General features: G+C 58.1%; 28 protein-coding genes. 14 read left to right on the top strand and 14 right to left on the bottom strand.

The window, feature by feature from the left end:
• Positions 1-40: 40 nt before the first annotated feature.
• The 6 genes from ACR3ES_RS05460 (at position 41) to ACR3ES_RS05435 (ending at position 5,159) form a co-directional block, all read left to right on the top strand.
• A complete protein-coding gene (locus ACR3ES_RS05460) occupies positions 41-925 on the top strand; it encodes a formate dehydrogenase accessory sulfurtransferase FdhD (protein ID WP_170427756.1) in 885 nt (294 codons plus the stop codon).
• A 139-nt stretch (positions 926-1,064) separates the two neighbouring features.
• Positions 1,065-2,018 (top strand): AEC family transporter, encoded by a 954-nt coding sequence (locus tag ACR3ES_RS05455; RefSeq protein WP_170427759.1) that lies wholly within the window; start codon positions 1,065-1,067, stop codon positions 2,016-2,018.
• Positions 2,019-2,076: 58 nt separating this feature from the next.
• A complete protein-coding gene (gene mobA / locus ACR3ES_RS05450; RefSeq protein WP_170427762.1) occupies positions 2,077-2,721 on the top strand; it encodes a molybdenum cofactor guanylyltransferase MobA in 645 nt (214 codons plus the stop codon).
• Positions 2,718-3,218, top strand: coding sequence for a molybdopterin-guanine dinucleotide biosynthesis protein B (mobB, locus tag ACR3ES_RS05445; protein WP_170427766.1), 501 nt, complete (start codon positions 2,718-2,720; stop codon positions 3,216-3,218). Before mobA ends, mobB begins: the two co-directional genes overlap by 4 nt.
• A gap of 73 nt (positions 3,219-3,291) precedes the next feature.
• Complete coding sequence (locus ACR3ES_RS05440) at positions 3,292-4,569, top strand: molybdopterin-binding protein (protein ID WP_170429635.1); 1,278 nt, start codon at positions 3,292-3,294, stop codon at positions 4,567-4,569.
• Positions 4,566-5,159 (top strand): GNAT family N-acetyltransferase, encoded by a 594-nt coding sequence (locus tag ACR3ES_RS05435; RefSeq protein WP_480424967.1) that lies wholly within the window; start codon positions 4,566-4,568, stop codon positions 5,157-5,159. The genes ACR3ES_RS05440 and ACR3ES_RS05435 overlap by 4 nt, the downstream gene beginning before the upstream one ends.
• On the opposite strand, the gene ACR3ES_RS05430 is transcribed toward ACR3ES_RS05435, so the two are convergent.
• A complete protein-coding gene (locus tag ACR3ES_RS05430) occupies positions 5,156-6,151 on the bottom strand; it encodes a hypothetical protein (protein WP_170427769.1) in 996 nt (331 codons plus the stop codon). The two genes, ACR3ES_RS05435 and ACR3ES_RS05430, sit on opposite strands and share 4 nt — an antisense overlap.
• A gap of 14 nt (positions 6,152-6,165) precedes the next feature.
• Complete coding sequence (greA, locus tag ACR3ES_RS05425) at positions 6,166-6,636, bottom strand: transcription elongation factor GreA (protein WP_170427772.1); 471 nt, start codon at positions 6,634-6,636, stop codon at positions 6,166-6,168.
• Between the two features lie 86 nt (positions 6,637-6,722).
• Here greA and ACR3ES_RS05420 point away from each other — a divergent pair, with 86 nt between their 5' ends.
• The gene (locus ACR3ES_RS05420) at positions 6,723-6,860 is read left to right on the top strand and encodes a hypothetical protein (RefSeq protein WP_480493444.1); all 138 of its coding nucleotides are present in this window, start codon (positions 6,723-6,725) and stop codon (positions 6,858-6,860) included.
• An 11-nt stretch (positions 6,861-6,871) separates the two neighbouring features.
• Here the strand turns inward: ACR3ES_RS05420 and ACR3ES_RS05415 are convergent, their stop codons facing one another.
• Positions 6,872-7,252: a VOC family protein gene (locus ACR3ES_RS05415; RefSeq protein WP_170427775.1), complete on the bottom strand. Its 381-nt coding sequence runs from the start codon at positions 7,250-7,252 to the stop codon at positions 6,872-6,874.
• Positions 7,253-7,340: 88 nt separating this feature from the next.
• Between ACR3ES_RS05415 and soxR the strand changes: the two genes are divergently transcribed.
• The 4 genes from soxR to ACR3ES_RS05395 all read left to right on the top strand — a co-directional run bounded on the left by soxR (position 7,341) and on the right by ACR3ES_RS05395 (position 12,207).
• Positions 7,341-7,796, top strand: coding sequence for a redox-sensitive transcriptional activator SoxR (gene soxR / locus ACR3ES_RS05410; RefSeq protein ID WP_170427777.1), 456 nt, complete (start codon positions 7,341-7,343; stop codon positions 7,794-7,796).
• Between the two features lie 136 nt (positions 7,797-7,932).
• The gene (locus ACR3ES_RS05405) at positions 7,933-9,579 is read left to right on the top strand and encodes an electron transfer flavoprotein-ubiquinone oxidoreductase (protein WP_170427780.1); all 1,647 of its coding nucleotides are present in this window, start codon (positions 7,933-7,935) and stop codon (positions 9,577-9,579) included.
• A gap of 104 nt (positions 9,580-9,683) precedes the next feature.
• Positions 9,684-11,396, top strand: a complete 1,713-nt coding sequence (locus ACR3ES_RS05400; protein WP_170427782.1) for a tetratricopeptide repeat protein — start codon at positions 9,684-9,686, stop codon at positions 11,394-11,396.
• Positions 11,386-12,207 carry a 4-(cytidine 5'-diphospho)-2-C-methyl-D-erythritol kinase gene (locus ACR3ES_RS05395; RefSeq protein ID WP_170427785.1) on the top strand — a complete coding sequence of 274 codons (822 nt, stop codon included), beginning with the start codon at positions 11,386-11,388 and terminating at the stop codon, positions 12,205-12,207. Before ACR3ES_RS05400 ends, ACR3ES_RS05395 begins: the two co-directional genes overlap by 11 nt.
• Here the strand turns inward: ACR3ES_RS05395 and ACR3ES_RS05390 are convergent.
• A complete protein-coding gene (locus ACR3ES_RS05390) occupies positions 12,200-13,198 on the bottom strand; it encodes a polyprenyl synthetase family protein (RefSeq protein ID WP_170427789.1) in 999 nt (332 codons plus the stop codon). The two genes, ACR3ES_RS05395 and ACR3ES_RS05390, sit on opposite strands and share 8 nt — an antisense overlap.
• A gap of 56 nt (positions 13,199-13,254) precedes the next feature.
• Between ACR3ES_RS05390 and ACR3ES_RS05385 the strand changes: the two genes are divergently transcribed.
• The 3 genes from ACR3ES_RS05385 to ACR3ES_RS05375 all read left to right on the top strand — a co-directional run bounded on the left by ACR3ES_RS05385 (position 13,255) and on the right by ACR3ES_RS05375 (position 14,527).
• The gene (locus ACR3ES_RS05385) at positions 13,255-13,470 is read left to right on the top strand and encodes a putative signal transducing protein (RefSeq protein WP_037316655.1); all 216 of its coding nucleotides are present in this window, start codon (positions 13,255-13,257) and stop codon (positions 13,468-13,470) included.
• A complete protein-coding gene (locus ACR3ES_RS05380; protein ID WP_170427812.1) occupies positions 13,467-14,240 on the top strand; it encodes a methyltransferase in 774 nt (257 codons plus the stop codon). Before ACR3ES_RS05385 ends, ACR3ES_RS05380 begins: the two co-directional genes overlap by 4 nt.
• Positions 14,241-14,362: 122 nt before the next feature.
• Complete coding sequence (locus ACR3ES_RS05375) at positions 14,363-14,527, top strand: DUF465 domain-containing protein (protein WP_170427814.1); 165 nt, start codon at positions 14,363-14,365, stop codon at positions 14,525-14,527.
• Here the strand turns inward: ACR3ES_RS05375 and yddG are convergent.
• The 10 genes from yddG to ACR3ES_RS05325 form a co-directional block, all read right to left on the bottom strand.
• On the bottom strand, positions 14,524-15,390 hold the full coding sequence (gene yddG / locus ACR3ES_RS05370) for an aromatic amino acid exporter YddG (RefSeq protein WP_170427816.1): 867 nt from the start codon (positions 15,388-15,390) through the stop codon (positions 14,524-14,526). The two genes, ACR3ES_RS05375 and yddG, sit on opposite strands and share 4 nt — an antisense overlap.
• Positions 15,390-16,334, bottom strand: a complete 945-nt coding sequence (gene gcvA, locus ACR3ES_RS05365; RefSeq protein WP_170427819.1) for a transcriptional regulator GcvA — start codon at positions 16,332-16,334, stop codon at positions 15,390-15,392. Before gcvA ends, yddG begins: the two co-directional genes overlap by 1 nt.
• 304 nt (positions 16,335-16,638) lie before the next feature.
• The gene (gene phbB, locus ACR3ES_RS05360) at positions 16,639-17,361 is read right to left on the bottom strand and encodes an acetoacetyl-CoA reductase (protein WP_170427821.1); all 723 of its coding nucleotides are present in this window, start codon (positions 17,359-17,361) and stop codon (positions 16,639-16,641) included.
• Between the two features lie 187 nt (positions 17,362-17,548).
• Entirely contained in the window at positions 17,549-18,724 is a 1,176-nt protein-coding gene (locus ACR3ES_RS05355; RefSeq protein WP_170427825.1) for an acetyl-CoA C-acetyltransferase, read from the bottom strand.
• Positions 18,725-18,920: 196 nt separating this feature from the next.
• Positions 18,921-19,754 (bottom strand): EAL domain-containing protein, encoded by an 834-nt coding sequence (locus ACR3ES_RS05350; RefSeq protein WP_480424964.1) that lies wholly within the window; start codon positions 19,752-19,754, stop codon positions 18,921-18,923.
• Positions 19,755-19,858: 104 nt separating this feature from the next.
• On the bottom strand, positions 19,859-20,047 hold the full coding sequence (locus tag ACR3ES_RS05345; RefSeq protein WP_170427830.1) for a hypothetical protein: 189 nt from the start codon (positions 20,045-20,047) through the stop codon (positions 19,859-19,861).
• A 93-nt stretch (positions 20,048-20,140) separates the two neighbouring features.
• The gene (locus ACR3ES_RS05340; protein ID WP_170427833.1) at positions 20,141-21,112 is read right to left on the bottom strand and encodes a sterol desaturase family protein; all 972 of its coding nucleotides are present in this window, start codon (positions 21,110-21,112) and stop codon (positions 20,141-20,143) included.
• The gene (locus tag ACR3ES_RS05335; protein WP_170427836.1) at positions 21,109-21,495 is read right to left on the bottom strand and encodes a hypothetical protein; all 387 of its coding nucleotides are present in this window, start codon (positions 21,493-21,495) and stop codon (positions 21,109-21,111) included. Before ACR3ES_RS05335 ends, ACR3ES_RS05340 begins: the two co-directional genes overlap by 4 nt.
• A gap of 60 nt (positions 21,496-21,555) precedes the next feature.
• Positions 21,556-21,885 carry a hypothetical protein gene (locus ACR3ES_RS05330; RefSeq protein ID WP_170427839.1) on the bottom strand — a complete coding sequence of 110 codons (330 nt, stop codon included), beginning with the start codon at positions 21,883-21,885 and terminating at the stop codon, positions 21,556-21,558.
• 91 nt (positions 21,886-21,976) lie between these two features.
• Positions 21,977-22,543, bottom strand: a complete 567-nt coding sequence (locus ACR3ES_RS05325) for a TlpA disulfide reductase family protein (RefSeq protein ID WP_170427842.1) — start codon at positions 22,541-22,543, stop codon at positions 21,977-21,979.
• Between the last annotated feature and the right edge of the window lie 19 nt (positions 22,544-22,562).

Here is a 22,562-nt window from a genome sequence, read left to right as displayed (position 1 = left end):
GTGTTGCAGCAGCAGTAGCTGTCTTGCGAAAGGGTTGCAATTGGCCAAAGAACTGGATGTCTCGGATTTCATCATCGCCCCGGATCCGCGCGCACCGCGCCTGACCCGCGCGGTCGAAGGGGTGGACCAGAATGGCGCGCTCAGCGAGATTTCCGTGGTCGAGGAACGCCCGCTGACGATCTTCCTCAACGCGCAGGAGATCGTGACGGCCATGACCATAGGCGATTATCCCGAATATCTGGCGCTGGGGTTCTTGCGCAATCAGGGCATGTTGCTGCCAGATGACGACATCACGCGCGTCGACTATGACGAGGATCTGGAAACCGTGGTGGTCCGCACCGCCCGCGAAACCTCGTACGAGGACAAGTTGAAAAAAAAGACCCGAACCAGCGGCTGTGCCGTCGGGACTGTTTTTGGAGACATGATGGAAGGGCTTGAGGACGTGCGCCTGCCCCAATTGCCGGTGCGCACTTCGTGGCTTTATGATCTGGCGGCCAAGATCAACCGCACCCCGTCGCTCTATCTCGAAGCCGGTGCAATTCACGGCACGGTGCTGTGCCATGAGAATCGCCCGCTGGTTTATATGGAGGATGTGGGTCGTCACAACGCGGTCGATAAAATAGCCGGGTGGATGATGTCCGAGGGTGAGACCGCGGAAGACAAGATCCTCTACACCACGGGACGTCTGACATCAGAGATGGTGATCAAGACCGCGATGATGGGTATTCCGGTGCTGGCGTCTCGATCCGGGTTTACGGCATGGGGAGTCGAGATTGCTCGCGAGGTCGGGCTGACGCTGATCGGGCGCATGCGGGGCCAGCGCTTTGTGTGCCTGTCGGGCGAGGATCGCCTGGTCCGGGACGTCGACCCGGCCTCTGTTCCTGTGGAAGACAAAAAGCACAGACGAAAGAGCTCAGAAGCCTGACTTTATTATCCTGCTGTTTCCCGGAAGCTTCAGTTGCTGAAATTGTCCTGAAAAATCTTTGGGATGAGCCCAATTGTAGGGCACAGTTGTAAGAGCGGTTGCCACAGGGCATGCGTGTGAACAACTGTCCGGAGACGGCATGGAACTGATAAACCTCATAGCGCCGGTTTTTGCAGTCATTTTGACGGGGTACGCATTTTCCTGGACCAAACTTCTCTCTCAGGACACGTCCGATGCCTTGGTTCAGTTTGCTGTCTACGTTCTGATCCCGGCAATTATGTTCTATTTGATCGGGCAGGAAGACTTTGCAAATCTGTTCAACTACGGCTTTTACCTTGCCTATGGCGGGACGCTGATCCTGCTGTTCGCCGTGCTGTATCTGGGATTCAAATATATTCTCAGGCTAGAGGTGGGATCGGCGACCATCGCCGCCTTTGCTGCGGTCGCCTCGAACACGGCACTTGTCGCATTGCCGATCCTGCACTCGATCTTTGGGGCCAGCGGAGCGCTTCCAGCGGTGTTGGCAAATCTCGTGGTTGTTATTCTGCTTTTGATCCTGACCATAATTCTGGAAACGTCAGCTGGACACAACGCGCCAGAAAAAACGCCGCTCTGGCGAATTGTCCTGAACGTGCTCAAGAACCCGATCATCGCCGCTACGGTGTTGGGTGTGGCCTATTCCTTCACCGGCCTTGGATTCACTGATGCCGTCTCGGATTATCTTGAACTGCTTAGTCAGGCGCTGGCTGCAGTAGCTCTGTTTGCGATAGGGTTCACCACCCGCGTACGCACGATTGTGCAAACTGGACCGATGATTCTGTTCCTGACACTGGCCAAACTGATCTTGGCTCCGGGGCTTGTTCTGCTGGCGGCGCATCTGATCGGGTTGGACCCGCTGTGGACAATTGCTGCGACCATTTCGTCCGCTGTTCCGACTGCAAAGAACATCTTCCTGCTTGCCAAGCACTACAATCAGGAACCCGAGCTTGCCGCGCATATTGTCTCGGCGACCTCGTTTCTGGCAGTTGGCACTTTGATCATGTGGCTGTTTGTCCTGCATCATCTGTACCCCACCGCGTTCCAATTGAATTGAGTTCGACGTAAAAGAGCGGGAATCTACGCCGTCTAACCAAGGAAGATCGGGAGCCGGAATGACGCGTCCCCTAGGGGTGATACTTGCAGGTGGGCTTGCGACCCGCATGGGCGGCGGCGACAAGGGACTGCTGCACCTAGGTGGGCAGAGCCTGTTGTCGCGCGTTATCGACCGTCTGGGCCCTCAGGTAGACGGTCTGGCCCTGAACGCCAATGGGGATCCCGAGCGATTTGCCCAGTTGAACCTGCCGGTCATTGCGGATTCGATTGAGGGGTTTGCCGGGCCATTGGCAGGCGTGCTGGCCGGTCTGGACTGGGCCGCCGAACAGGGAGCCGCCTCAATTGTCACGGCAGCCGCCGACACGCCGTTTTTTCCGCTCGATCTGGTCGACCGCCTGATGCAAACGGCGCAGGGGCAGCCGCATCCGCTGGTCATGGCCACCACGCCCCGCACAAGCGACGCGTCTCTGAAATCCGGCGGCGGCAAGAAGGTCAACAGGCATCCAACCTTTGGCCTCTGGCCCGTTGCGCTGCGGGACGACTTGAGGGCATCGCTGAATGACGGTCTTCGCAAGGTTGTGCAGTGGACCGACAAGAATGATGGGCGTGAGGCGCTGTTCCCGGTTGACCCGTTCGATCCATTCTTCAACGTGAACACACCGGAAGACCTGCAACGGGCCGCAAATCTGCGAGAGCTTGAATGAGACTATACGGTGTAACAGGCTGGAAGAATGCGGGCAAAACCGGATTGATGGAGCGTCTCGTGGCCGAGATCAGCGGACGCGGATACTCTGTCTCGACAGTCAAGCACGCGCACCATGCTTTTGACGTGGACCAGAAAGGCACCGATAGCCACCGACATCGCATGGCCGGCGCGCGCGAGGTGATGTTGGCCTCTGGACAGCGCGTGGCCCTGATGCAGGAATTGCGCGGAGCAGAAGAGCCGAACCTCGACGCTTTGTTGGCCCGCCTGACACGTGTCGATCTTGTGCTTGTCGAAGGATACAAGCGCGAACGTCACCCCAAGATTGAAGCGTTTCGAGCAGAAGCAGGAAACCCGTTGATTGCGACCGGGGATTCAGCGATCCGCGCCGTTGCCAGTGACACACCGATGAATCTGGATCGTCCTGTTTTTGACCTGAACGACACCCAAGGGATTGCAGATTTTATCCTACGAGAGGTCGGACTCGAGTCACACTGATCCGTAACTGGTGGTAAAAGGTCTAACGCTACTGGGCAATTGCGGTCAGCAGAGCAAAAAGGAAGAACTGAATTTGGGCAAACCACAGGCCACACCGGACATTTCCCCGCCGCCGCTGCGCGATGACTGTTTCGCCTTGCCTGCCGGGGTGAACTGGACCCCTGTTGACGACGCTCTGGCGCTGCTGCGGGATAGGTTGACGGTGGTGGCGGATGTGGAAACCGTTGCGCTGATGCAAGCCGCCGGTCGCATTCTGGCCATGGATGTCGTGGCGAAATGTTCCAATCCACCGCAGGCCAACACGGCTGTGGATGGCTACGGTTTCGCCGGACCTGCGCCCGAGGGTGCGCAGGTCATGCCCCTGATCGACGGCCGCGCGGTTGCGGGCATCCCGTTTGATGACGCCGTGCCTACGGGCCGGGCACTGCGCGTCCTGACCGGTGCGGCGCTGCCAAAGGGTGTGGACACCATTATTCTGGAAGAGGATGTGACCGTTCAGGACGGCCACATCGCGTTTCGGGGTCCCTTGAAACGGGGCGCGAACATGCGCGGCGCCGGCGAAGACGTGTCGGAGGGGGATGTGGTCTTGTCTGCCGGTCGCAAAGTCACCCCGGCTGACTTGGCGTTGCTCTCGGCGGTTGGGATCGACGCGATTGAGGTACGCAAACCCTTGCGCGTGGCGGTCCTGTCCACCGGGGATGAACTGGTGGACCCCGGCGAAAACGCAGGACCCGGGCAGATTTTCGATGCCAACCGGCCCATGCTGCTATCCCTGATTGAACGGATGGGATATGTGCCGGTCGATCTGGGTCGAGTCGGAGATGATCGCGCCCAGCTTCGGTCGCGTCTGGACAAGGCAGCACAACAGGCGGATGTGATCCTGACCAGTGGTGGTGCGTCTGCCGGGGATGAGGACCACGTTTCAGCGCTGCTGCGCGAGGCCGGGGCGATGCAGGAATGGCGGATTGCGCTGAAACCCGGCAGGCCGCTTGCCCTTGGCATGTGGTCGCACACGCCCGTCTTTGGTCTGCCCGGCAACCCTGTTGCCGCCATGGTGTGCACGTTGGTTTTTGCGCGCCCAGCCCTTGGGCTAATGTCCGGGCAGGGGTGGAGCGTACCTCAGGGATTCGACGTGCCCGCCGCGTTCGGAAAACGTAAAAAACCGGGTCGCCGCGAGTATCTGAGGGCCCGCATACGCGACGGTCGGGCCGAGGTGTTCCATTCGGAAGGGTCCGGTCGCATCAGCGGGCTCAGCTGGGCCGAGGGACTGGTCGAAATTGAAGATGGCGCGCGGGATATCCGGCCCGGGGACCCGGTGCGATTCATTCCCTTTGGGAGTTTCGGCTTGTGACCGTCACGATCTCGCGCGGGTTCGATGACACAGAGCGCCCGCAAGCCGCAGCGCTGTTCTGGCAGGCGTTTTCTGCAAAGCTGCACAAAGTCATGGGGCCTGACGAAAAAGGCTTGGCATTCTTTGAGCAGGGTCTGAATCCCGAATTCGCGTTTGTTGCGCGTGATCCGTCGGGCCTCATGTTGGGGCTTGCCGGGTTCAAGACTGCAGAGGGCGCCTTTAGCGGCGGCGGCCTCTCCAATCTGATGCAAGTGTACGGGTGGTTCGGCGCGATGTGGCGTGCCTTGCTCCTCAGCGTTCTCGAACGCAATCTGAAGCCCGGTGTTTTTCAGATGGACGGAATTTTTGTCGCCGTGGAGGCACGCGGGAAAGGTGTGGGAACGTTGCTGCTGACAGCCGTCAAGGATGAGGCACGGCACCTTGGTATGTCCGAGGTTCAGCTAGACGTGATCGACACGAACACACGTGCACGCGCGTTGTACGAACGTCAGGGGTTTCGAGCCATGGGTCAGGAGCAGACTGGGCCATTCCGGCATATCTTTGGGTTTGGAAGCGCCACAAAGATGAGCTGGTCGGTCACGCCAGACTAGTCAAACGTGCCTGCTACGCGCCCCAACAGCATAAAGGCGCGCGCGGTTCGGGTATCGCCCAATGCCGTTAGTTCGGCATCGCTTGCATTGGGCTCGAAGGCCACAATCATGGTGTCAAAGCGCCGAAGGAAATGATGTGCCGCATCCCGGAAAATCGGATCCTGCTTCACCCGCGCCGCCGTAAGTGCAAGAGATGACCGGTCGCGAATACCCCCCAACGCTGCAACGGCACGGCCGCGTGCGCCCTGCGCGAACTGACGCCAGATTTCGGGCCGGGCCATGTCAGGGCGCAGGTCGTCCATGTAGATGCCTTCCTGGCTGAGCAGGGTCAAAACGTCCTCTGATGCCTGCACAAGTTGCGCAGTCTTCCGGTCTTTCAGCGCCATCCGCAAGGCGTTGAAACCCTCGGTGTCGTTCTCGGTTTCGGGGAAGTTCAGAGCCCGGATAAAGACGCCGGATTCTAGCGGTGGTGCAATCGCTTCGGCAGGTGTGCCAAGTTCCAGCGACGTCTGATCGTTCCGGTTGGGTGGCTGCGCAGAACCGGCCCCTGTCTCGGCGCGCTTGGATGAAAACGTGGCGAGCGCGTCCTCGGCCTTTTTGGCTTTGGCGGCGATTTCGTCGAGTTTCTTGCTGACAGCGGGCTCAGTGGTGCTGGCGGCGCGCTGTTGCTGAACAACATAGGCATTTCGCATTGCGTCGATTGCAGTTTGCAGCCGGGCACTTTCCTCGCGCATAATCCGGCTGGCACGCATCGCCATTGCGGCCACCCAGATCATCGCCACCGGCATGAACACTGCCAGGAACGTCACGACAAAGCTGCCGCCCTGATCTGCGTCCGGCATCACCAGGAACGCGACGGATACCACCAGCCAGATTACGCTGAGGACAAGGGCGGCAATCTCGATACCGGTTATGAACGGGCGTTTAGGGCGGTCATAAATCCCCAGCGAGGTCGGCCGTTCTGTCTCCGGATCAGGATTTTGCGACGTCATGGCATACGCTCCTGTCAGGCGTATTCGATACTCAGGACTTCGTACGAGCGCATTCCACCGGGCGTGCGCACCTCGACGCTGTCGCCTTCGTCCTTGCCAATCAGGGCCCGGGCAATCGGCGATTTGATGTTCAGCAGGCCGTTTTCAATATTGGCCTCGTATTCACCGACGATCTGCCACGTCTTTTCTTCATCGGTGTCCTCATCCACCAATGTGACTTTGGCGCCAAATTTGATCGCGCCGTTCAATTTGCTGGGATCGATCACATCCGCAAGGGACAGAATCCCCTCAAGCTCTTTGATGCGTCCTTCGATAAAGCCCTGTTTTTCACGCGCGGAATGGTATTCTGCATTTTCTTTCAGGTCGCCGAGCTCACGTGCCGTAGCGATCGCTTCGATGATCGCCGGACGCTCGACGGATTTGAGGTTTTTCAGCTCAGCCTCGAGCGCGGCATTGCCCGCGGGCGTCATGGGAATCTTTTCCATTTTTTCTTCGTCCACGCAAAAATTGAGTCGCCCCGCCGCACTGGAAGCGTCGGGGCGAAAGATGGGTCGTTGAATACCTGACCTAAATGGCGCGGAAATTGCAAGAGGCCACGAAAATTCGACTGTTCAATTTGCGGCTTGGCGCCGCTCAGGCTGGGTTGGATGTCGGCGATGCCGATGATCGGCGTGCCGGCTTGCGCGCCATCGGTTCGGGGGCGTGCTAAGCCACAGCATCTCAATCATACTGAACCACCTCGAACTCGATGCCGTCGTCATCGTCGAAGTAGAAACGTTTTCCTGGCTCGTAATCGGCGTGATTATGGGGGGTGAATCCCGCTTCGCGAACCTTGGCTTCGGTCGCGTCGATATCTTCGACCAAAACACCTACGTGATTCAGGCCACCCACGATGTCGTAGCTGCTTTCCCCGGCCGGTTTCGGGTCGCCAGGCGCGTACAGCGCCAGATAGGTGTGTGCACTGCCGACATGGACCGTGTAGCCCCCAGCAATGGCAGGTCCTTCCCAGCGGGTTTTCCAGCCAAAGACCTTTTGCATCCACGCCGCCGAAGCCTTGGGGTCGCGTACCGTAAAATTGGTATGTTCAAGCGATGCCATCATGGGATTTCCTTTTCGTCTTGAGGTTTGTCCCGACTCACCGTAATTTCTAAACCTAACTTTAGGTCAAGGTATTTCTGAAGGGCGTGTCATGGCGGTATCCGAAGGGCTGGCGATCGGTGCATTGGCGAAACGGACCGGGCTGGCGGTGTCGGCAATCCGATACTACGAAGCGCAGGGACTGATTTCGCCCTGGCGCAACGCTGGAGGGCAGCGCCGATACCAGCGTGCGGACATCCGGCGCCTGAGCTTTGTGATGATTGCACAGCAGTTCGGTCTGACCCTGCCGGAAATCCGTGAGGTGCTAGGTGGTCTTCCCGGAAACCGCACGCCAACGCCAAAAGACTGGCAGAACATAAGTGTTTTGTTGCGCGCGCATCTGGATCAGAGAATCGATACCCTGACCCGATTGCGTGACGATCTGGATGGCTGCATCGGATGCGGATGCCTGAGCTTGCCGAAATGCGCCCTCTACAACCCGGATGATCGCGCTAAATCACATGGTAGCGGTCCCAGATACCTGATGGGTGATGCGCCCGAAGGCTGATCTGCCGTATTGCGGTGTTGTTACGCCGTGTTTCGATTGACCAAGGTCTTTCAGGCCATGTAATCAACCGTGAAACAAAATTGCGCAGACCATGCGGTGAGAGCGCCAATTCGGAAAGTTAGCTAAGGAGCCCGCGATGGCCGAAATTGAACGCGAAGCGATGGAATATGATGTGGTGATCGTGGGTGCAGGTCCTGCGGGCCTGTCGGCGGCCATCCGTCTGAAACAGCTGGATGCCGACCTGAATGTCGTTGTTCTGGAAAAAGGCTCGGAGGTGGGCGCGCATATCTTGTCTGGGGCCGTCTTGGACCCGTGCGGCCTGAATGCGCTGATACCGGATTGGAAAGAAAAGGGCGCGCCGCTGAACACGCCGGTGACCGAAGACCACTTTTACATGATGGGTGAGGCCGGTCAGGTTCGGATCCCCAACTGGCCCATGCCGCCGCTGATGAACAACCACGGCAATTACATCGTTTCGATGGGCAATGTCTGCCGCTGGATGGCCGAACAGGCCGAAGAACTGGGTGTTGAGATCTTCCCAGGCATGGCCTGTTCCGAGATGGTCTACGGAGAGAACGGCGAGGTCAAAGGCGTCGTGGCCGGTGTGTTTGGTCTGGAACCCGATGGGTCCTATGGCCCGAACACCGAGCCGGGTATGGAATTGCACGGCAAATACGTATTTCTGTCGGAAGGCGTGCGTGGGTCGCTGTCAAAAGAGGTGATTGCCAAATACGATCTGCAGGCAGGAAAAGAGCCTCAGAAATACGGACTTGGCATGAAGGAAATCTGGGAGATTGACCCGGCCAAGTTTAAACAGGGTTCGGTTACGCACACGATGGGTTGGCCGCTGGGCGGCAATGCGGGTGGTGGTTCGTTCATCTATCACCTTGAAAACAATCAAGTCTATGTCGGTTTCGTGGTGCATCTGAACTACAAGAACCCGTACCTCTACCCCTATATGGAGTTCCAGCGCTTTAAGCATCATCCGATGGTGGCTGATCTGCTGAAAGGCGGCAAACGCGTCGCCTATGGCGCGCGGGCCATCACCGAAGGCGGCTATCAGTCGATGCCGAAAATGGTCGCGCCGGGCGTCGCATTGCTGGGGTGCTCGGTTGGCATGGTTAACGTGCCGCGCATCAAGGGCAACCATAACGCGATGCTGTCCGGTATCGCTGCGGCAGAGGCCGCGCACGATGCGATAAAGGCCGAACGTTCGGGCGATGAACTGACAGCCTATGAGGCGGATGTGCGTGATGGTGCGATCGGCAAGGACCTCAAGAAGGTGCGCAACGTCAAACCGATGTGGTCGAAATGGGGTCTGATGCCCTCATTGGCGCTGGGGGGTTTGGACATGTGGACCAACACGCTGGGCTTTTCGCTGTTCGGGACGCTGGGCCATGGCAAGACCGACGCCGAGGCGACCGAGGATGCCAGCAAGCACACAGAAATCGACTATCCCAAGCCCGATGGCGCGCTATCGTTTGACCGTCTGACCAACGTTTCGTTTGCGATGACCAACCACGAGGAAAGCCAGCCCTGCCACCTGCATCTGGGCGATCCGGATATACCGATCAAGGTGAACCTGCCCAAATTCGACGAACCGGCACAGCGCTATTGCCCGGCAGGAGTCTATGAGGTGGTCGAGGATGACGAGGGTGCGCGATTCGTTATCAACTTCCAGAACTGCGTTCACTGCAAGACCTGCGACATCAAGGACCCCAGCCAGAATATCAACTGGACCACGCCTCAAGGGGGGGATGGCCCGAACTATCCCAATATGTAGGCGGGAACCGGGGCACTGGCAGGGTCGTGAAGGCTCTGCCATTGCCTCTTTCACACCGAAGCCCTAGCTTGTTTATCAGTCAATGATAGCAAGGCAGGATATCGGTGGTTTCCTTGGTTCGTCGCGCGGCGCTTGCCGTGTTGCTCTCTTCTTCTTTCGCAATCCCGGTGCATTCGGATACGGCGGCGGGATCCTATTTGGCCGGGCGGCAGGCGATCTATGAAAGCGATTATTCGGCTGCCGAGAAATATTATGCGCAGGCACTGAAGTTCGATTCCGAAAATGAGCAATTGCTGGAAAGCGTTCTGCTGGCGCGTTTTGCGCTTGGCGAAATTGAACGTGCGCTGCCGATAGCGCAAAGCATCGAAAATGCAGGCCTGTCCAATCAGGCAGCGCGTATGGTGATTTCGGCCAATCTGATTTCCGATGACAAGCTGGACGACCTTTTGGCGCGTGACCCGGAAACACAGGGTGTCGGCCCTCTTGTGGATGGCTTGATGATCGCTTGGGCCTATATCGGACAGGGCGAAATGACCAAAGCGATGGAGCAGTTTGACACTGTTTCCACTCAGGAAGGCCTGAAAGAGTTTGCGCTTTATCACAAAGCAATGGCACTGGCCTCCATCGGTGATTTCGAAGGGGCCGAGGCGATTTTTGCAGCGGATGAGGGCGTTGTCTCGCAGTTCTCAAGGCGCGCGGCGCTGGCCCGCGCCGAGGTTCTGTCACAGCTGGACCGCAACGAAGACGCGGTCCGGTTTTTGGATGACGTTTTTGCAGCGGGAAACGATCCGTCCATCGAGGATTATGTGGATCGGCTGACCGCTGGGGAAACCCTGCCCTTCACCCATGCGCGTTCTGCAACCGAGGGCATGGCCGAGGTTTTTTTCTCGGTTGGCGCGGCACTCAATGTCGAGGCGTCGCATGACTATGTTTTGCTGTACGCGCGAACGGCGACGTTTCTGCGCCCGGATCACGTGGATGCAATCCTGCTGAGCGCCGAGTTGCTGGACCAGTTGGACCAGTACGATCTTGCCGTCGAAGCCTATCGCATGGTGCCGCCGGACAGCACGGACCATCACGCGGCCGAGCTGGGCCGGGCCGAAGTCCTGGGGCGATCAGGCAAAACCGACGCAGCGATTGAAGCATTGCAGACGTTAGCCACACAGCAACCCGACCTGCCCAGTGTCCACGTCGCTCTGGCTGATTTGCAGCGTCGGCAGGAAAACTATGATGCGGCGGTCGACTCGTATGATACCGCCATTGGACTGACCGACGGCGCGGCCAGTGGCATCTGGTTTTTGCACTACGCCCGCGGAATATCGCATGAGCGGCTCAAAAATTGGGATCAGGCTGAGGCTGATTTCCGTCGTGCGTTGGAACTGAACCCCGATCAGCCGCAGGTGCTGAACTATCTGGGGTATTCGCTGGTTGAGCGCCGCGAAAAACTGGACGAGGCGCTCGACATGATTGAACGGGCCGTCGCGGCACGCCCCGATAGCGGCTATATCGTTGACAGCCTTGGATGGGTCCTGTTCCGCCTTGGGCGTTATGACGAAGCGGTCGAGCATATGGAACGCGCTGTTGAACTGATGCCGGTTGATCCGGTGGTCAACGACCATCTGGGGGATGTCTATTGGGCCGTTGGACGCGGGCGCGAGGCCGAGTTCCAATGGAAACGAGCGCTTTCGTTTGTGGATCCCGAAGACACTGACGGAGAGGCCGACCCCGAACGCATACGTCGAAAACTGGATATCGGTCTGGACGCTGTTCTGGCCGAGGAAGGTGCCGAACCGCTGAAGGTTGCCAATGGCAACTAAGGCCTTCGCGCCGGCCAAGATCAATCTGACACTGCATGTAACCGGCCAGCGCGCGGATGGTTATCACCTGCTGGATTCTCTGGTTGTGTTTGCGGATGTCGGAGATCAGTTGGAATTCACCGCAGGTCAGATACTCTCAATCGACGTCGCGGGCGAGCATGCGGATGGTGTACCAAAAGACAGCCGAAACCTGATTTGGAAAGCGGCCGAGGCTGCGGGGTGGACGGGCAACATCTCGTTGAACAAGATTCTGCCCCATGGGGGCGGTATTGGAAGTGGGTCTTCTGATGCTGCGGCGACTTTACGGGCTTTATCAGATCAAGGAATTGATATTCCGGCCGAGGTGCCAGTTACCCTGGGTGCCGACGTCCCGGTGTGCCTGGCGGCTCAGGCGACAAGAATGCGGGGCATAGGGGATCGACTGGAGTTACTGACCCTGCCACCTTTACCCGCCTTGCTGGTTAATCCTGGAATTGAGGTCCCAACCGGTTCCGTATTCGAGGCTCTGGCACATCGGGACAATCCACCGATGCCCGAGGGTATTCCGGACTTTGAGACTGCAGAAGACTGTGCGCATTGGCTGATGGATCAACGCAACGACCTGGAAACTTCAGCCTTTGGCATCGCGCGCGAGATTGAATGTCTCCTAGATGAGCTCAGACTAACCAAAAGCGCCTTGCTGGCTCGGATGTCCGGCTCGGGCTCGACCTGTTTTGCGCTTTATCCGTCGATGAAAGCGGCTCATTTCGCAGCTTATGAAATTGGCGCAGCGCACCCGGATTGGTGGTGCCGCGCCACGCAGCTTAATTGAGGCGCGAGACGACGTAGTCGGCCAAATCCCGCATCAGGGTACGAATCTCGTTATCCGGCAAAATGGCAACGGCTGCCTTTGCTTTACTCGCCCAGCCCAGCGCATCCATCCGGGTGGCCTCTAGCGTCCCGTATTTATTCATCAGACGCAGCGCGTATTCCAGATCACCGTCCTGCTGGCGGCCTTTCTCGATCGTCCGCTGCCAAAACGCGCGTTCGTCGGGCGTCGCCTGCGCCACGGCTTTGATCACCGGAAGCGTCAGCTTGCGCTCGCGGAAATCGTCGCCGACATTCTTTCCGGTTGCTGCACTGTCGCCCTGATAGTCCAACAGATCATCTGCAATCTGAAACGCGATGCCCAGTGCGTCACCATAGTCGTACAGCGCCCTGACTTGCTGGTCCGAGGCGCCGGCGATTACGCCGCCCACCTCGGTCGCAGCCGAGAACAAGGCCGCCGTCTTGCCGCGCACAACCTGCAGATAAACGCTCTCATCCGTTGCTAGATCGGTCGCCGCGGTCATTTGCAGCACTTCACCCTCGGCAATCGTGGCGGATGCGTTGGCAAGGATGTCCAGAACGCGTAGCGAGCCGGTTTCCACCATCAGTTGGAAACTGCGGGAAAACAGATAGTCGCCGACCAGAACGCTGGATTTGTTGTCCCACAGCAAGTTCGCCGTGGGCCGCCCGCGCCGCTGTCCGCTTTCATCGACCACATCGTCATGCAGCAGGGTTGCAGTGTGAATAAACTCAACCGTCGCGGCCAGTCTTACATGATGGTCACCCGTGTACCCAAACAGTCGGGCCGCCGCCAAAGTCAGCATCGGGCGCAGGCGCTTGCCCCCGGCCTCAACCAAATGCGCCGTCACCTCGGGGATCCGTGGCGCATGCTCGGACGCCATGCGCGTTCGGATCAACGTGTTTACGGCATCCATTTCACCGGCCAGGATGTCGGCCAGCCGATCATGCGGTTTCGAGATTGTGCTGACGGTCATCAAACTCCTGATACAAGGCTCGACTTCTGCCGCGCCTTGCCCTTACATCCATCCCCATGAAAGAACTATTGCGCAGCACCGATCCGACAATCCTGGCCTTTGCATCCGCTCTTCTTGAGGGCGAGGATATAGACTGCTTTCAGATGGACGTAAATATGAGCATCCTCGAAGGTGGCATCGGAATCTTTCCCCGACGCCTGATGGTTCGCGCGGACGATCTGACGCGCGCCGAACGCGTCATGCGCGACAATGAGATTCCTTTGGGGAGGTGACCCGGTTTGATGACAGTGATCTGACCCGCAACGACTTTTTGGGCGGGCGAATCCATCTGTGGCAGCCTCAGTCCGGATATCGGGCTGGTGTGGATCCGGTCCTGCTCGCCGCTTCCGTCCCTGCGACGTCCGGCCAATCCGTGCTGGAACTTGGATGCGGTGCCGGGGCGGCGATTCTATGCCTTGCTGCGCGCGTCCCGAACCTTCGCCTGACGGGGGTTGAAATTCAGCCAGAATATTCGGATTTGGCAAAGCGGAACGCGGTAGAGAACGGTGCCACACTGGATGTAGTTGAAGCGGACCTGAGCGGACTGCCGCAGAACCTGCGCCAACGGCAATTCGATCATGTCATCGCCAACCCGCCCTATTACCGCGCCGGCGCGCACAGTCCCGCGCAGGACGGCGGGCGACAAATCGCGCTGGGCGAACAGACACCATTGTCAGACTGGATCGAAGTGGCTGCAAAACGTCTTGCCCCCCGTGGCTATCTGCACATGATCCAAAAGGCCGATCGCCTACCGGATATGCTTACGTCATGTTCCAGGCTTTTAGGCTCGATCGAGGTTTTGCCGTTGAGCCCGCGCAGAGCACGCAGCGCAGAACTGGTGATTCTGCGTGCGCGAAAGGGCGGAAAGGGCGCCTTTCGTTTGCACGCGCCGTTGGTTCTGCATGCCGGAGATACCCACGAAAAGGACGGTGACAGCTACACGCCCGAAGTATCCGCCGTTTTGAGATATGGTGCAGCGCTACCCGGATTCAGCGCAGCATAAGCAACGACCAGCCGAAATTGTCGGATTTATGACAGAATCTGTGCGTCTGCGGCGTGACAGGGTGGAAACGATGTGATCAACTTCTTACGTGACACCCAGACACGTAAAGAAGGAGGATCGCCATGAGCGTGAGCGCACATCTGACGGAACTGAAGAAGAAACACGAATCTCTCGGTCTTGAAGTAGAAGAAGCCCAACGCTCGCCAGGCATCGATGATCTCCATATCGCCCAGCTCAAGAAACAAAAGCTCAAGCTAAAAGAAGAAATCGAACGCCTGTCCACTTAAGGTCTCAGGCTGGCGCGTGCCGCAATTGCGGCACCGCCGGTAATCAATAGGGCCGCAAGCGCCAACCCCCAGGAGGGGGTTGCGGACCCGGCCACCACCAGTGCAAGCGTCGACAGCAAAGGGGCGGCATAAGACGCGGTTCCCAGGATTTGGATGTCGCCTTTTTTGACCCCGATATCCCAAACGTAAAACGCCAGACCAACCGGCCCGAGCCCAAGGGCCAGCACTGACACCCACCCGATTGTGCTGACCGGCCAAATGGTCTCTTCCAGTCCCAAATGCAACGCCCCCGAGGCAATCGCCGCAGCTATGCAAAAGACTGCGACCGAACTGGTTGGAGTGTCGCCCAGGCGGCGGGACAATACCGAGTAGCCAGACCATGTGAGTGCGCATAACAAGGCCAGTGCATATCCCGGCACGTGGTGTACCTGAAACCCGGTTCCGCCCCCTCCGGCGATGATCACGGCGGCGCCGGCGAACCCCAGGCACGCCCCGATGAGGTGCCCGATGCGCAGATGCTCTCCGGGTAACAAACCGGAAAACAACACGATTAACAAAGGCCAGAGATAAGCGATCAGCCCGGCTTCGGCGGCGGGTGCCATCCTCAGCGCGGAAAAATACAGCGCGTGATACCCAAACAGCCCCAGAGCCCCGAACAGGTATGTCGTCCACCTGACCTGTCGCAATTGACCAAGACCGCCCGTAGATGCCGCCCAGATCAGCCCAAGGGTTCCCCCGATAGAAAAGCAGATCGTGTTCAGCAACAAAGGAGGGGTTGGCGCGGACCCGACTGTGAACAGGGCCAGCAGAGACCAAAGGAGCACGGCGCCAAAGCCGATCGCCGTTGCGCGTTTTTTGGTCACTATTCGGACACCTCTTCAATCGGTACGATTGTGAACTCATCCGATATATGGGCTGTCTTTTCAATCTCGGTCATGAACCAGTCTTTGAACGCCGCGATCTGAGGCCGCTTTTCCGCCCCGAGTAAACACAAAAAGCGAAACCGAGCTTTGGTCTCAATGGCGGTTTTGAACGGGGCAACCAACCGGCCTTCGGTCAGATCCTTGAGGATCATCGCGCGGCGGCCCAATGCGACGCCAACACCGGCCGCGGCGGCGTCAATCGCGTGGTCGGCATTTGAAAAATGTGCGCCATGCGTCGGATCGAATTCGATCCCGACAGCCCGGAACCACGCGGGCCAATCACATGGGGGTGTCAAAAAACTGATCGAGTCATCGTGGATCAAAGGCGCGTTTTTCAGGGTGTCGGGTGTCAGGAACTGCTCTGCGAGGTCAGGGGTCATGACCGGTGTCAGCCATTCTTTTCTGACGGGAACCGAAAACAACCCGTCATCCTGCCCGTATCCAAATCGAATGGCCACATCCACATCATCGCGTTCCAGGTCCATATTGCGCAGCGTGGCTGAAAACTTCAGGTCAATCTCGGGATGGGCGCGGGCAAAATCATACAGGCGCGGCGCAAGCCACTTGGCCGTCAGGGCAGGCCCCGCCGTAACGGTCAGGCTGGTGTCATCGTCTTGGCGCAAAACGGCGCGCCATGCAGCCTGTAACGCGGCAAACCCGTCGGCCGCACCGGGGGCCAGGGTCCGCCCGGCCTCGGTCAGCTCAACCGCGCGGTTCAACCGATGAAACAGAGGGCGGCCCAGATGTTCCTCAATTGACTTGATTTGAAAGGACAGGGCGGCCGGGGTGACGTGTAGCTCCTCAGCCGCCTTTGCAAATGACATATGCCGCGCGGCCGCATCAAAGGCGCGCAGAGCGGTCAGAGGGGGTAGGTAGTCGCTCATCAATCACATAAGATTTGCTTAACTGAAAATCCAAAAAGCTCGTTTGTCGATTAACGATCTAAGGCGCATATTCAGGTGAAGTCAAACGAAACTGATCTGAAAGGAACACTGCGATGATCGAGGTCTCCTCCAACCCCGCTACTGCCCGCGCCTTTCAGCGCGCGCATATTGAACGGTCCAGAGTGATCAATCGCGCGCTTAACTGGTTGTTTGGTTCCCGCTGAACGCAGCGCGCGTGTTCTTACGGGATAAAGGAAGGGCCGGTCCAAAAGGACCGGCCCGTTTTCTTGGATGTTCCGCTTTGTCAGACGAAAAACTGCGCGCCATTGGCCGAGATCGTCGAGCCATTGATGAACTGCGAGTCGTCTGAGGCGAGGAAGGCAACACAGCGTGCAATTTCCTCGGGTTCGCCCAAACGGCCGGCGGGGATCTGACTGATAATCGACTCACGTACTTTCTCAGGCACAGCCATAACCATTTCGGTTGCGATATAGCCGGGGCAGACGGCGTTCGCGGTAATGCCAGCGCGCGCGCCCTCTTGCGCCAGTGACTTAACGATCCCAAGATCACCGGCCTTGGTCGCGGCATAGTTGACCTGCGCGAACTGGCCCTTCTGACCGTTGATTGAGCTGATCACGATCACACGGCCGAATTTGCGTTCGCGCATTCCGGGCCAGACCGGGTGAACAGTGTTGAAAACGCCGGTGAGGTTGGTGTCGATGACCTGGTGCCATTGGTCCGGCGTCATCTTGTGGAACGGTGCGTCCCGGGTAATGCCCGCATTGGCCACAACGATATCAATTGGGCCAACCTCGGCTTCGACTTTTTCAATTCCCGCTTTGGATTCGTCATAATCCGCGACGTTCCATTTGTAGGTGGCGATGCCGGTTTCTTCGGAAAACTTCGCTGCGGCTTCGTCATTCCCCGCATAGGTGGCGGCTACATTGTACCCTTCGGCCTTGAGCGCCTTGGAAATTGCTGCGCCGATGCCGCGGGAACCGCCGGTGACGAGTGCTGTACGTGCCATTTAGGAATCCTCCAAATTAAGTCGGCTTGGTAATGCTGTTACTCTGAGAGCGCCAGATGCGCAATATTGTTTCGCGGAGTTTCTGTGCATTCGGGGTGACAATATCGTCGCATGTAAGTGATAGGGTTGAATTGTAACAAAAAAGGCGCCACTGGGGCGCCCTTTTTCGAGGCGGACCTCAGCGCAGTCAGTCACGCTCCACGCACAGGGCGACGCCCATGCCGCCACCGATGCACAAGGTCGCCAGACCTTTCTTGGCATCCCGGCGTTTCATTTCGAACAGCAGCGTGTTGAGAACGCGGCAACCCGACGCGCCGATGGGGTGCCCGATCGCAATTGCGCCACCATTCACGTTCACAATTGACGGATCCCAGCCCATGTCTTTGTTCACGGCGCAGGCCTGTGCGGCAAAAGCTTCGTTTGCTTCTACAAGGTCCAGATCGTCAATCGACCAACCCGCTTTTTCCAGCGCTTTGCGCGAGGCGTAAATCGGACCAACACCCATGATCGACGGGTCAAGGCCAGCGGTCGCGTAAGAGGCGATGCGCGCCAGCGGTTCAATCCCGCGCTTTTCAGCGTTTTCGGCGGACATCAGCAGGGTCGCGGCCGCACCGTCATTCAGACCGGACGCGTTGGCAGCCGTGACAGAGCCCTCTTTGGAGAAAGCCGGGCGCAGTTTGGCCATAGCTTCCATATTTGCGCCATGACGGATGTACTCGTCCTTATCCATCACGATGTCGCCCTTGCGTGTCTTGATGGTAAAGGGCACAATCTCGTCCGCGAACTTGCCGGCTTTCTGAGCCGCTTCGGCTTTGTTTTGCGAGGCGACAGCGAACTCATCCTGCATGTCGCGGCTGATCTGCCATTTCTCGGCGACGTTCTCGGCGGTCTGACCCATATGGTAGCCGTTGAACGCATCCCACAATCCGTCGCGGATCATGGTGTCGATGTATTTCATATCGCCCATCTTGTGGCCGGCGCGTAGGGCGGCGGCATGGGGGGACAGGGTCATGTTCTCCTGACCGCCAGCCGCAACGATATCCGCATCGCCCAGTTGAATGTGCTGTGCGCCAAGCGCCACGGCGCGCAGGCCCGATCCACAGACCTGGTTGATGCCCCAGGCTGCGCTTTCCTGCGGCAGACCCGCATTGATGTGTGCTTGCCGGGCAGGGTTCTGGCCTTGAGCGGCGGTCAACACCTGGCCCATGATGGTTTCGCTTACGTCGCCTTTTTCGACCCCGGCGCGTTCCACGACGGCTTCCAGAACGGCAGCGCCCAGATCATGTGCAGGGGTGTTCGCAAACGAACCGCTAAAGCTGCCGACGCCTGTGCGTGCAGCGGATGCGATTACTACGTTGGTCATATGGTCAGTCCTTTACCGTCATGGTCCTGAGGGAAATTCGACGGCGCAGGCTGCGGAGAAGCGTTCTCCCGAAACACGAGCGCCCAGTGATCCCCCGCTTCAGCACTACCTGCCATAGCGTAATGCTGCATCTGCAGCAACGGACAGCTTGTCTCATAGTTTTGACCAGCGGTCTATTGCGACACTTTTGGGCGCGTTAAGTTCCTGTTTTCGAGCCTGTTTCCTGCTGCCACGGGGGCGAAACCGAGGGCGCGCCGAACAGGAAGCCCTGCAGGCAGTCGACACCGCAGGCGATCAGAAACTCGGCGTCCTCACGCGTTTCAACCGATTCGGCGGTGACGAGGATTTCGAACTCGCGTGCCACAGCGATCAACGCGCGCACCAGGGCCTGATTGTCCGGGTTGGTGCTGACGCCCCGCACGAACTGACCGTCAATTTTGGCGGCGTCAAACAGGAACTCTCGAAAATGACGAAAGCTGAAATTGCTGGCGCCAAAGTCATCGAGCGCAAAGGCTATGCCACGGTCTTGCAGCCGATCCATGAAATCGACAACGAGGTCGGGCACCTGCATTGTCGAGCTTTCCGAGAGTTCCAGGATGAGACGGTCCCCGATCGTGGGATCTCGTTTCAGAAACCGCTCCAATATACGGGACCATCGGGCAAACCCGATGGATCGCGCCGACATGTTGATGGACAGGCGGATATCTGGGTTTCGGGCAAGGGCGCGCAAACCCATTTCCAGTGCGACACAATCCAGTTCCCGCCCAATCGGCGTGTTTTCGACCTGAGGCATAAACTCACGGGCCGGTATGACCCGCCCTGTTTCATCGAGAACGCGCAGGAACCCCTCGTAAAACGCGATTTCATGCGGGGGCTGCGCCTGCACCACCGGCTGGAACGCCAATTTGCACTGTTTGTGTTTCACCGCGTCAGTTGCCATCTGCACAACCGAGCGGTCGCGGGCAGAGATCGCCGTGGTCAATGGGCTCTCGGACCCTTCTGGCAGATCTGCAAGCTTCTTGTCCCGCATAGGCGCCGGTCCCAGACTGTTGCTGACTAAAAGGTTCAGCCACACTGTCGGGTCAAACAGATGAATCTGCGGTTAAGGCGAGACGGATTTTAGGATGTTTCGGTTCAGCGTGCCGATTGCCAGGCGCGGGTCAGAGACGCGGCAGCACCGATCAAAGCGCCCATCACCCCAAGAACCATCATGACAAAGCCTAGAACAATCAAAGCCGTCAATGCGCTGCCGATTGCAGCCAGCATAGCCAGAACAAGACCCAGAAGCCCAATAAACGTCGATACTGTTGTTACACGGGTCATTCGGGTCTCCGGTCACTCATACTCCAATCATGGACTTAGATATGGCCTATGGGACCCGGATTTCAAGTCTTCCAGGCCGCGTTCACGAGAGTGTCAGGCGCGTTCTGCCTGAGTATTGGGCGGATTTTCGTCGAATTGCTCGAATCCGGGCGTGCCGCGGTCTTCGGGGTGGCGTGCAAGGTGCTTTTGCTTGATCTGCGTGGAATTGTCCCGGCTGCCGTCGTGGCTGTAGCCCGGTGGCGCAAAGCAATAGGCCAGACGTTGGCGCCACGTCAGGCCCGGCTGCGTTGCATCACGCCAGATGCCGACCCATTCGTGGAACGCAACACGCAGCGGGTTGAACGTTCCGATATTGTGCACCAGCCCATAATCAACGCGGTCGTCGTCCTGCTCGGGAACGAATGTGCCAAACAGCTTGTCCCAGATGATGAAAACGCCCGCATAGTTGCAATCCAGATAGCGGGCATTGCGTCCGTGATGCACGCGGTGATGACTGGGTGTATTCATGACCGCTTCGAACCATCGCGGCATTTTTTTGATTGCCTCGGTGTGGATCCAGAACTGATAGATGAGGTTCAATCCGCCGACGAACAAAACCATTGCCGGGTGAAAACCCAACAGGATCAGCGGCGCCCGTACGACCATCATAAAGGTAAACGTATAGGTCCAGGTTTGACGCAGTGCTGTGGTCAGATTGTAGTGTTGCGAGCTGTGGTGGTTTACATGGCTGGCCCAGACCCAGCGAATGCGATGACCAAAGCGGTGTACCCAGTAGTACCTCAGGTCATCGAGAACAAAGCACAGAATAATGACGGGGATCGATGTGCCGAGGTTCAGGGGCGTGATCTGCCAAAGCCACATGAAAAACGCATAAGCGATAAACCCCAGCAAAAAGCCCGAGGCGATGTTGCCGGCCCCCATGATCAGTGAGGTCACCGCATCGCGCGTTTCATAACGCCCGCCTTTGCCCTTGATCGCAATCCAAAGGAACTCAATCAGGATTGCTGCGATGAAAAACGGCACGGCCCATTGCACGGCGTCTGGGAAACTTGTGGTATCGGTCATGCGGGCTCCATCAGATGTCGCCAGTGACGGCGCTCCATTTCGTCGAGGTGGATGAGGGCGCTGGGTGTGGCAAAGTCGTGAAATTGAAACTCGAAACCCTTCGGATGCTCGATCCAGTCGAAATCCAACAGATGACGCGCCACCGTGTCCGCGCCGAAAGACCACAGCAGGCCTGGCCCGGTCTCGGTTCGGACCAGCGCCGACAAGGCGTCATGAGAGACCGTTACATCAACAACGACATCATCGGGAAAATGACGCAACCAGTCGTCACGTGCCACGTCCTGCGTCAGAACACGCCGATCCGACCGCCCGGTCAAATGCAAGAGCATGGTTATTCCGGCGATACCTCCGACCACAAGAACCAAAAGAATTTCCAGTGGCATTCCGTCCTCCCCGGCCACAGAGTGCAAAGCGGGTTGAAGACTGTCAAAGGTGGCGTTGCGTCAGCCGCGTTCGAGTCGTTCCAGAATTTCATGCTGCACGACCCGCTGCACAAAGGGCACCAGTCCGTCGGGACCGGAGGACCGGTCTTTGAGATGGATGCAGATATCCGGCCGGCGCGCGGCGATGATGCCCACCATCTCTCCTCGTACAGCGTCATCCAATCCTGCCCCCATTATGGCGCAGGAGATGCGCGGCTCGGCTTCCAACTGTCGCCGAACCTCGTCCTGATCATGCGCACCCAGCCATTGTATCGGCAGATGATCGAGTTGGCGGGCCACATCTCCAATCACATTCGGTAGTCGCCCAATCAGCAGAACCACCGGTTTCATCGCAGTCTCCTTTCCCATGTTTGCAAACAAAAAACCGGCCCCTTGAGGCCGGTTTCAGTCTAGCACAAACGCGCCAAAAAGGCCTGCGATGTCAGCTATTCCCTTCGACCAGAGTCGCAATGATCGCCTTGGCGCTGTCCGAGTTCCACTTGGCATCGCCGATCAGCCGCGCGATTTCGTTGCCATCTGGATCGATGATCACGGTGATGGGCAAGCCGATTACGCCCATTTCCCGAGCGACGGCCTGTTTCGGGTCTTGATGACGCGGCAAGTTGGTGATGCCGTTTTCATCGAAGAACTTTTTAATCCCTGCTGGCGAGTTGCGCCCGGTCGCCAATGTCAGAACCTCGAACCTGTCACCGCCAAATTCTTCCTGCAATTCCGCGATCTGTGGCATTTCCTTGCGGCAGGGCGCACACCACGTGGCCCAGAAGTTCAGAAGGACATATTTGCCCTTATAATCGGCCAATGACCCTTTGCCGCCATCATCCTCAAGCTCAAACTCAACCACTTCGACCGGCTTGGGCTCTTTGTGCAGGATCAATCGTTTCAACGTGCCATCACGCAGTGGACCCAGAGTTTCAGCATCAGTGGCCAAAGCCGCGTTTGCACCCAACGCAAGGGCCATATAAAGGGGGATCAGACGAAATAGGCGCATATTAACTCCGGGTTTTCTT

Source organism: Ruegeria sp. B1, from assembly GCF_056535885.1.
This window is presented reverse-complemented; position numbering and strand designations above follow the sequence as displayed.

Bases quoted from the DNA above. Each gene is read 5' to 3' on its own strand.
- ACR3ES_RS05455 (WP_170427759.1), top strand. From the start codon at position 1,065: ATGGAACTGATAAACCTCATAGCGCCGGTTTTTGCAGTCATTTTGACG.
- mobA (WP_170427762.1), top strand. From the start codon at position 2,077: ATGACGCGTCCCCTAGGGGTGATACTTGCAGGTGGGCTTGCGACCCGC.
- mobB (WP_170427766.1), top strand. From the start codon at position 2,718: ATGAGACTATACGGTGTAACAGGCTGGAAGAATGCGGGCAAAACCGGA.
- ACR3ES_RS05430 (WP_170427769.1), bottom strand. From the start codon at position 6,151: ATGACGTCGCAAAATCCTGATCCGGAGACAGAACGGCCGACCTCGCTG.
- greA (WP_170427772.1), bottom strand. From the start codon at position 6,636: ATGGAAAAGATTCCCATGACGCCCGCGGGCAATGCCGCGCTCGAGGCT.
- ACR3ES_RS05420 (WP_480493444.1), top strand. From the start codon at position 6,723: ATGGCGCGGAAATTGCAAGAGGCCACGAAAATTCGACTGTTCAATTTG.
- ACR3ES_RS05415 (WP_170427775.1), bottom strand. From the start codon at position 7,252: ATGATGGCATCGCTTGAACATACCAATTTTACGGTACGCGACCCCAAG.
- soxR (WP_170427777.1), top strand. From the start codon at position 7,341: ATGGCGGTATCCGAAGGGCTGGCGATCGGTGCATTGGCGAAACGGACC.
- ACR3ES_RS05405 (WP_170427780.1), top strand. From the start codon at position 7,933: ATGGCCGAAATTGAACGCGAAGCGATGGAATATGATGTGGTGATCGTG.
- ACR3ES_RS05395 (WP_170427785.1), top strand. From the start codon at position 11,386: ATGGCAACTAAGGCCTTCGCGCCGGCCAAGATCAATCTGACACTGCAT.
- ACR3ES_RS05390 (WP_170427789.1), bottom strand. From the start codon at position 13,198: ATGACCGTCAGCACAATCTCGAAACCGCATGATCGGCTGGCCGACATC.
- ACR3ES_RS05385 (WP_037316655.1), top strand. From the start codon at position 13,255: ATGAAAGAACTATTGCGCAGCACCGATCCGACAATCCTGGCCTTTGCA.
- ACR3ES_RS05375 (WP_170427814.1), top strand. From the start codon at position 14,363: ATGAGCGTGAGCGCACATCTGACGGAACTGAAGAAGAAACACGAATCT.
- gcvA (WP_170427819.1), bottom strand. From the start codon at position 16,334: ATGAGCGACTACCTACCCCCTCTGACCGCTCTGCGCGCCTTTGATGCG.
- phbB (WP_170427821.1), bottom strand. From the start codon at position 17,361: ATGGCACGTACAGCACTCGTCACCGGCGGTTCCCGCGGCATCGGCGCA.
- ACR3ES_RS05355 (WP_170427825.1), bottom strand. From the start codon at position 18,724: ATGACCAACGTAGTAATCGCATCCGCTGCACGCACAGGCGTCGGCAGC.
- ACR3ES_RS05350 (WP_480424964.1), bottom strand. From the start codon at position 19,754: ATGCGGGACAAGAAGCTTGCAGATCTGCCAGAAGGGTCCGAGAGCCCA.
- ACR3ES_RS05345 (WP_170427830.1), bottom strand. From the start codon at position 20,047: ATGACCCGTGTAACAACAGTATCGACGTTTATTGGGCTTCTGGGTCTT.
- ACR3ES_RS05340 (WP_170427833.1), bottom strand. From the start codon at position 21,112: ATGACCGATACCACAAGTTTCCCAGACGCCGTGCAATGGGCCGTGCCG.
- ACR3ES_RS05335 (WP_170427836.1), bottom strand. From the start codon at position 21,495: ATGCCACTGGAAATTCTTTTGGTTCTTGTGGTCGGAGGTATCGCCGGA.
- ACR3ES_RS05330 (WP_170427839.1), bottom strand. From the start codon at position 21,885: ATGAAACCGGTGGTTCTGCTGATTGGGCGACTACCGAATGTGATTGGA.
- ACR3ES_RS05325 (WP_170427842.1), bottom strand. From the start codon at position 22,543: ATGCGCCTATTTCGTCTGATCCCCCTTTATATGGCCCTTGCGTTGGGT.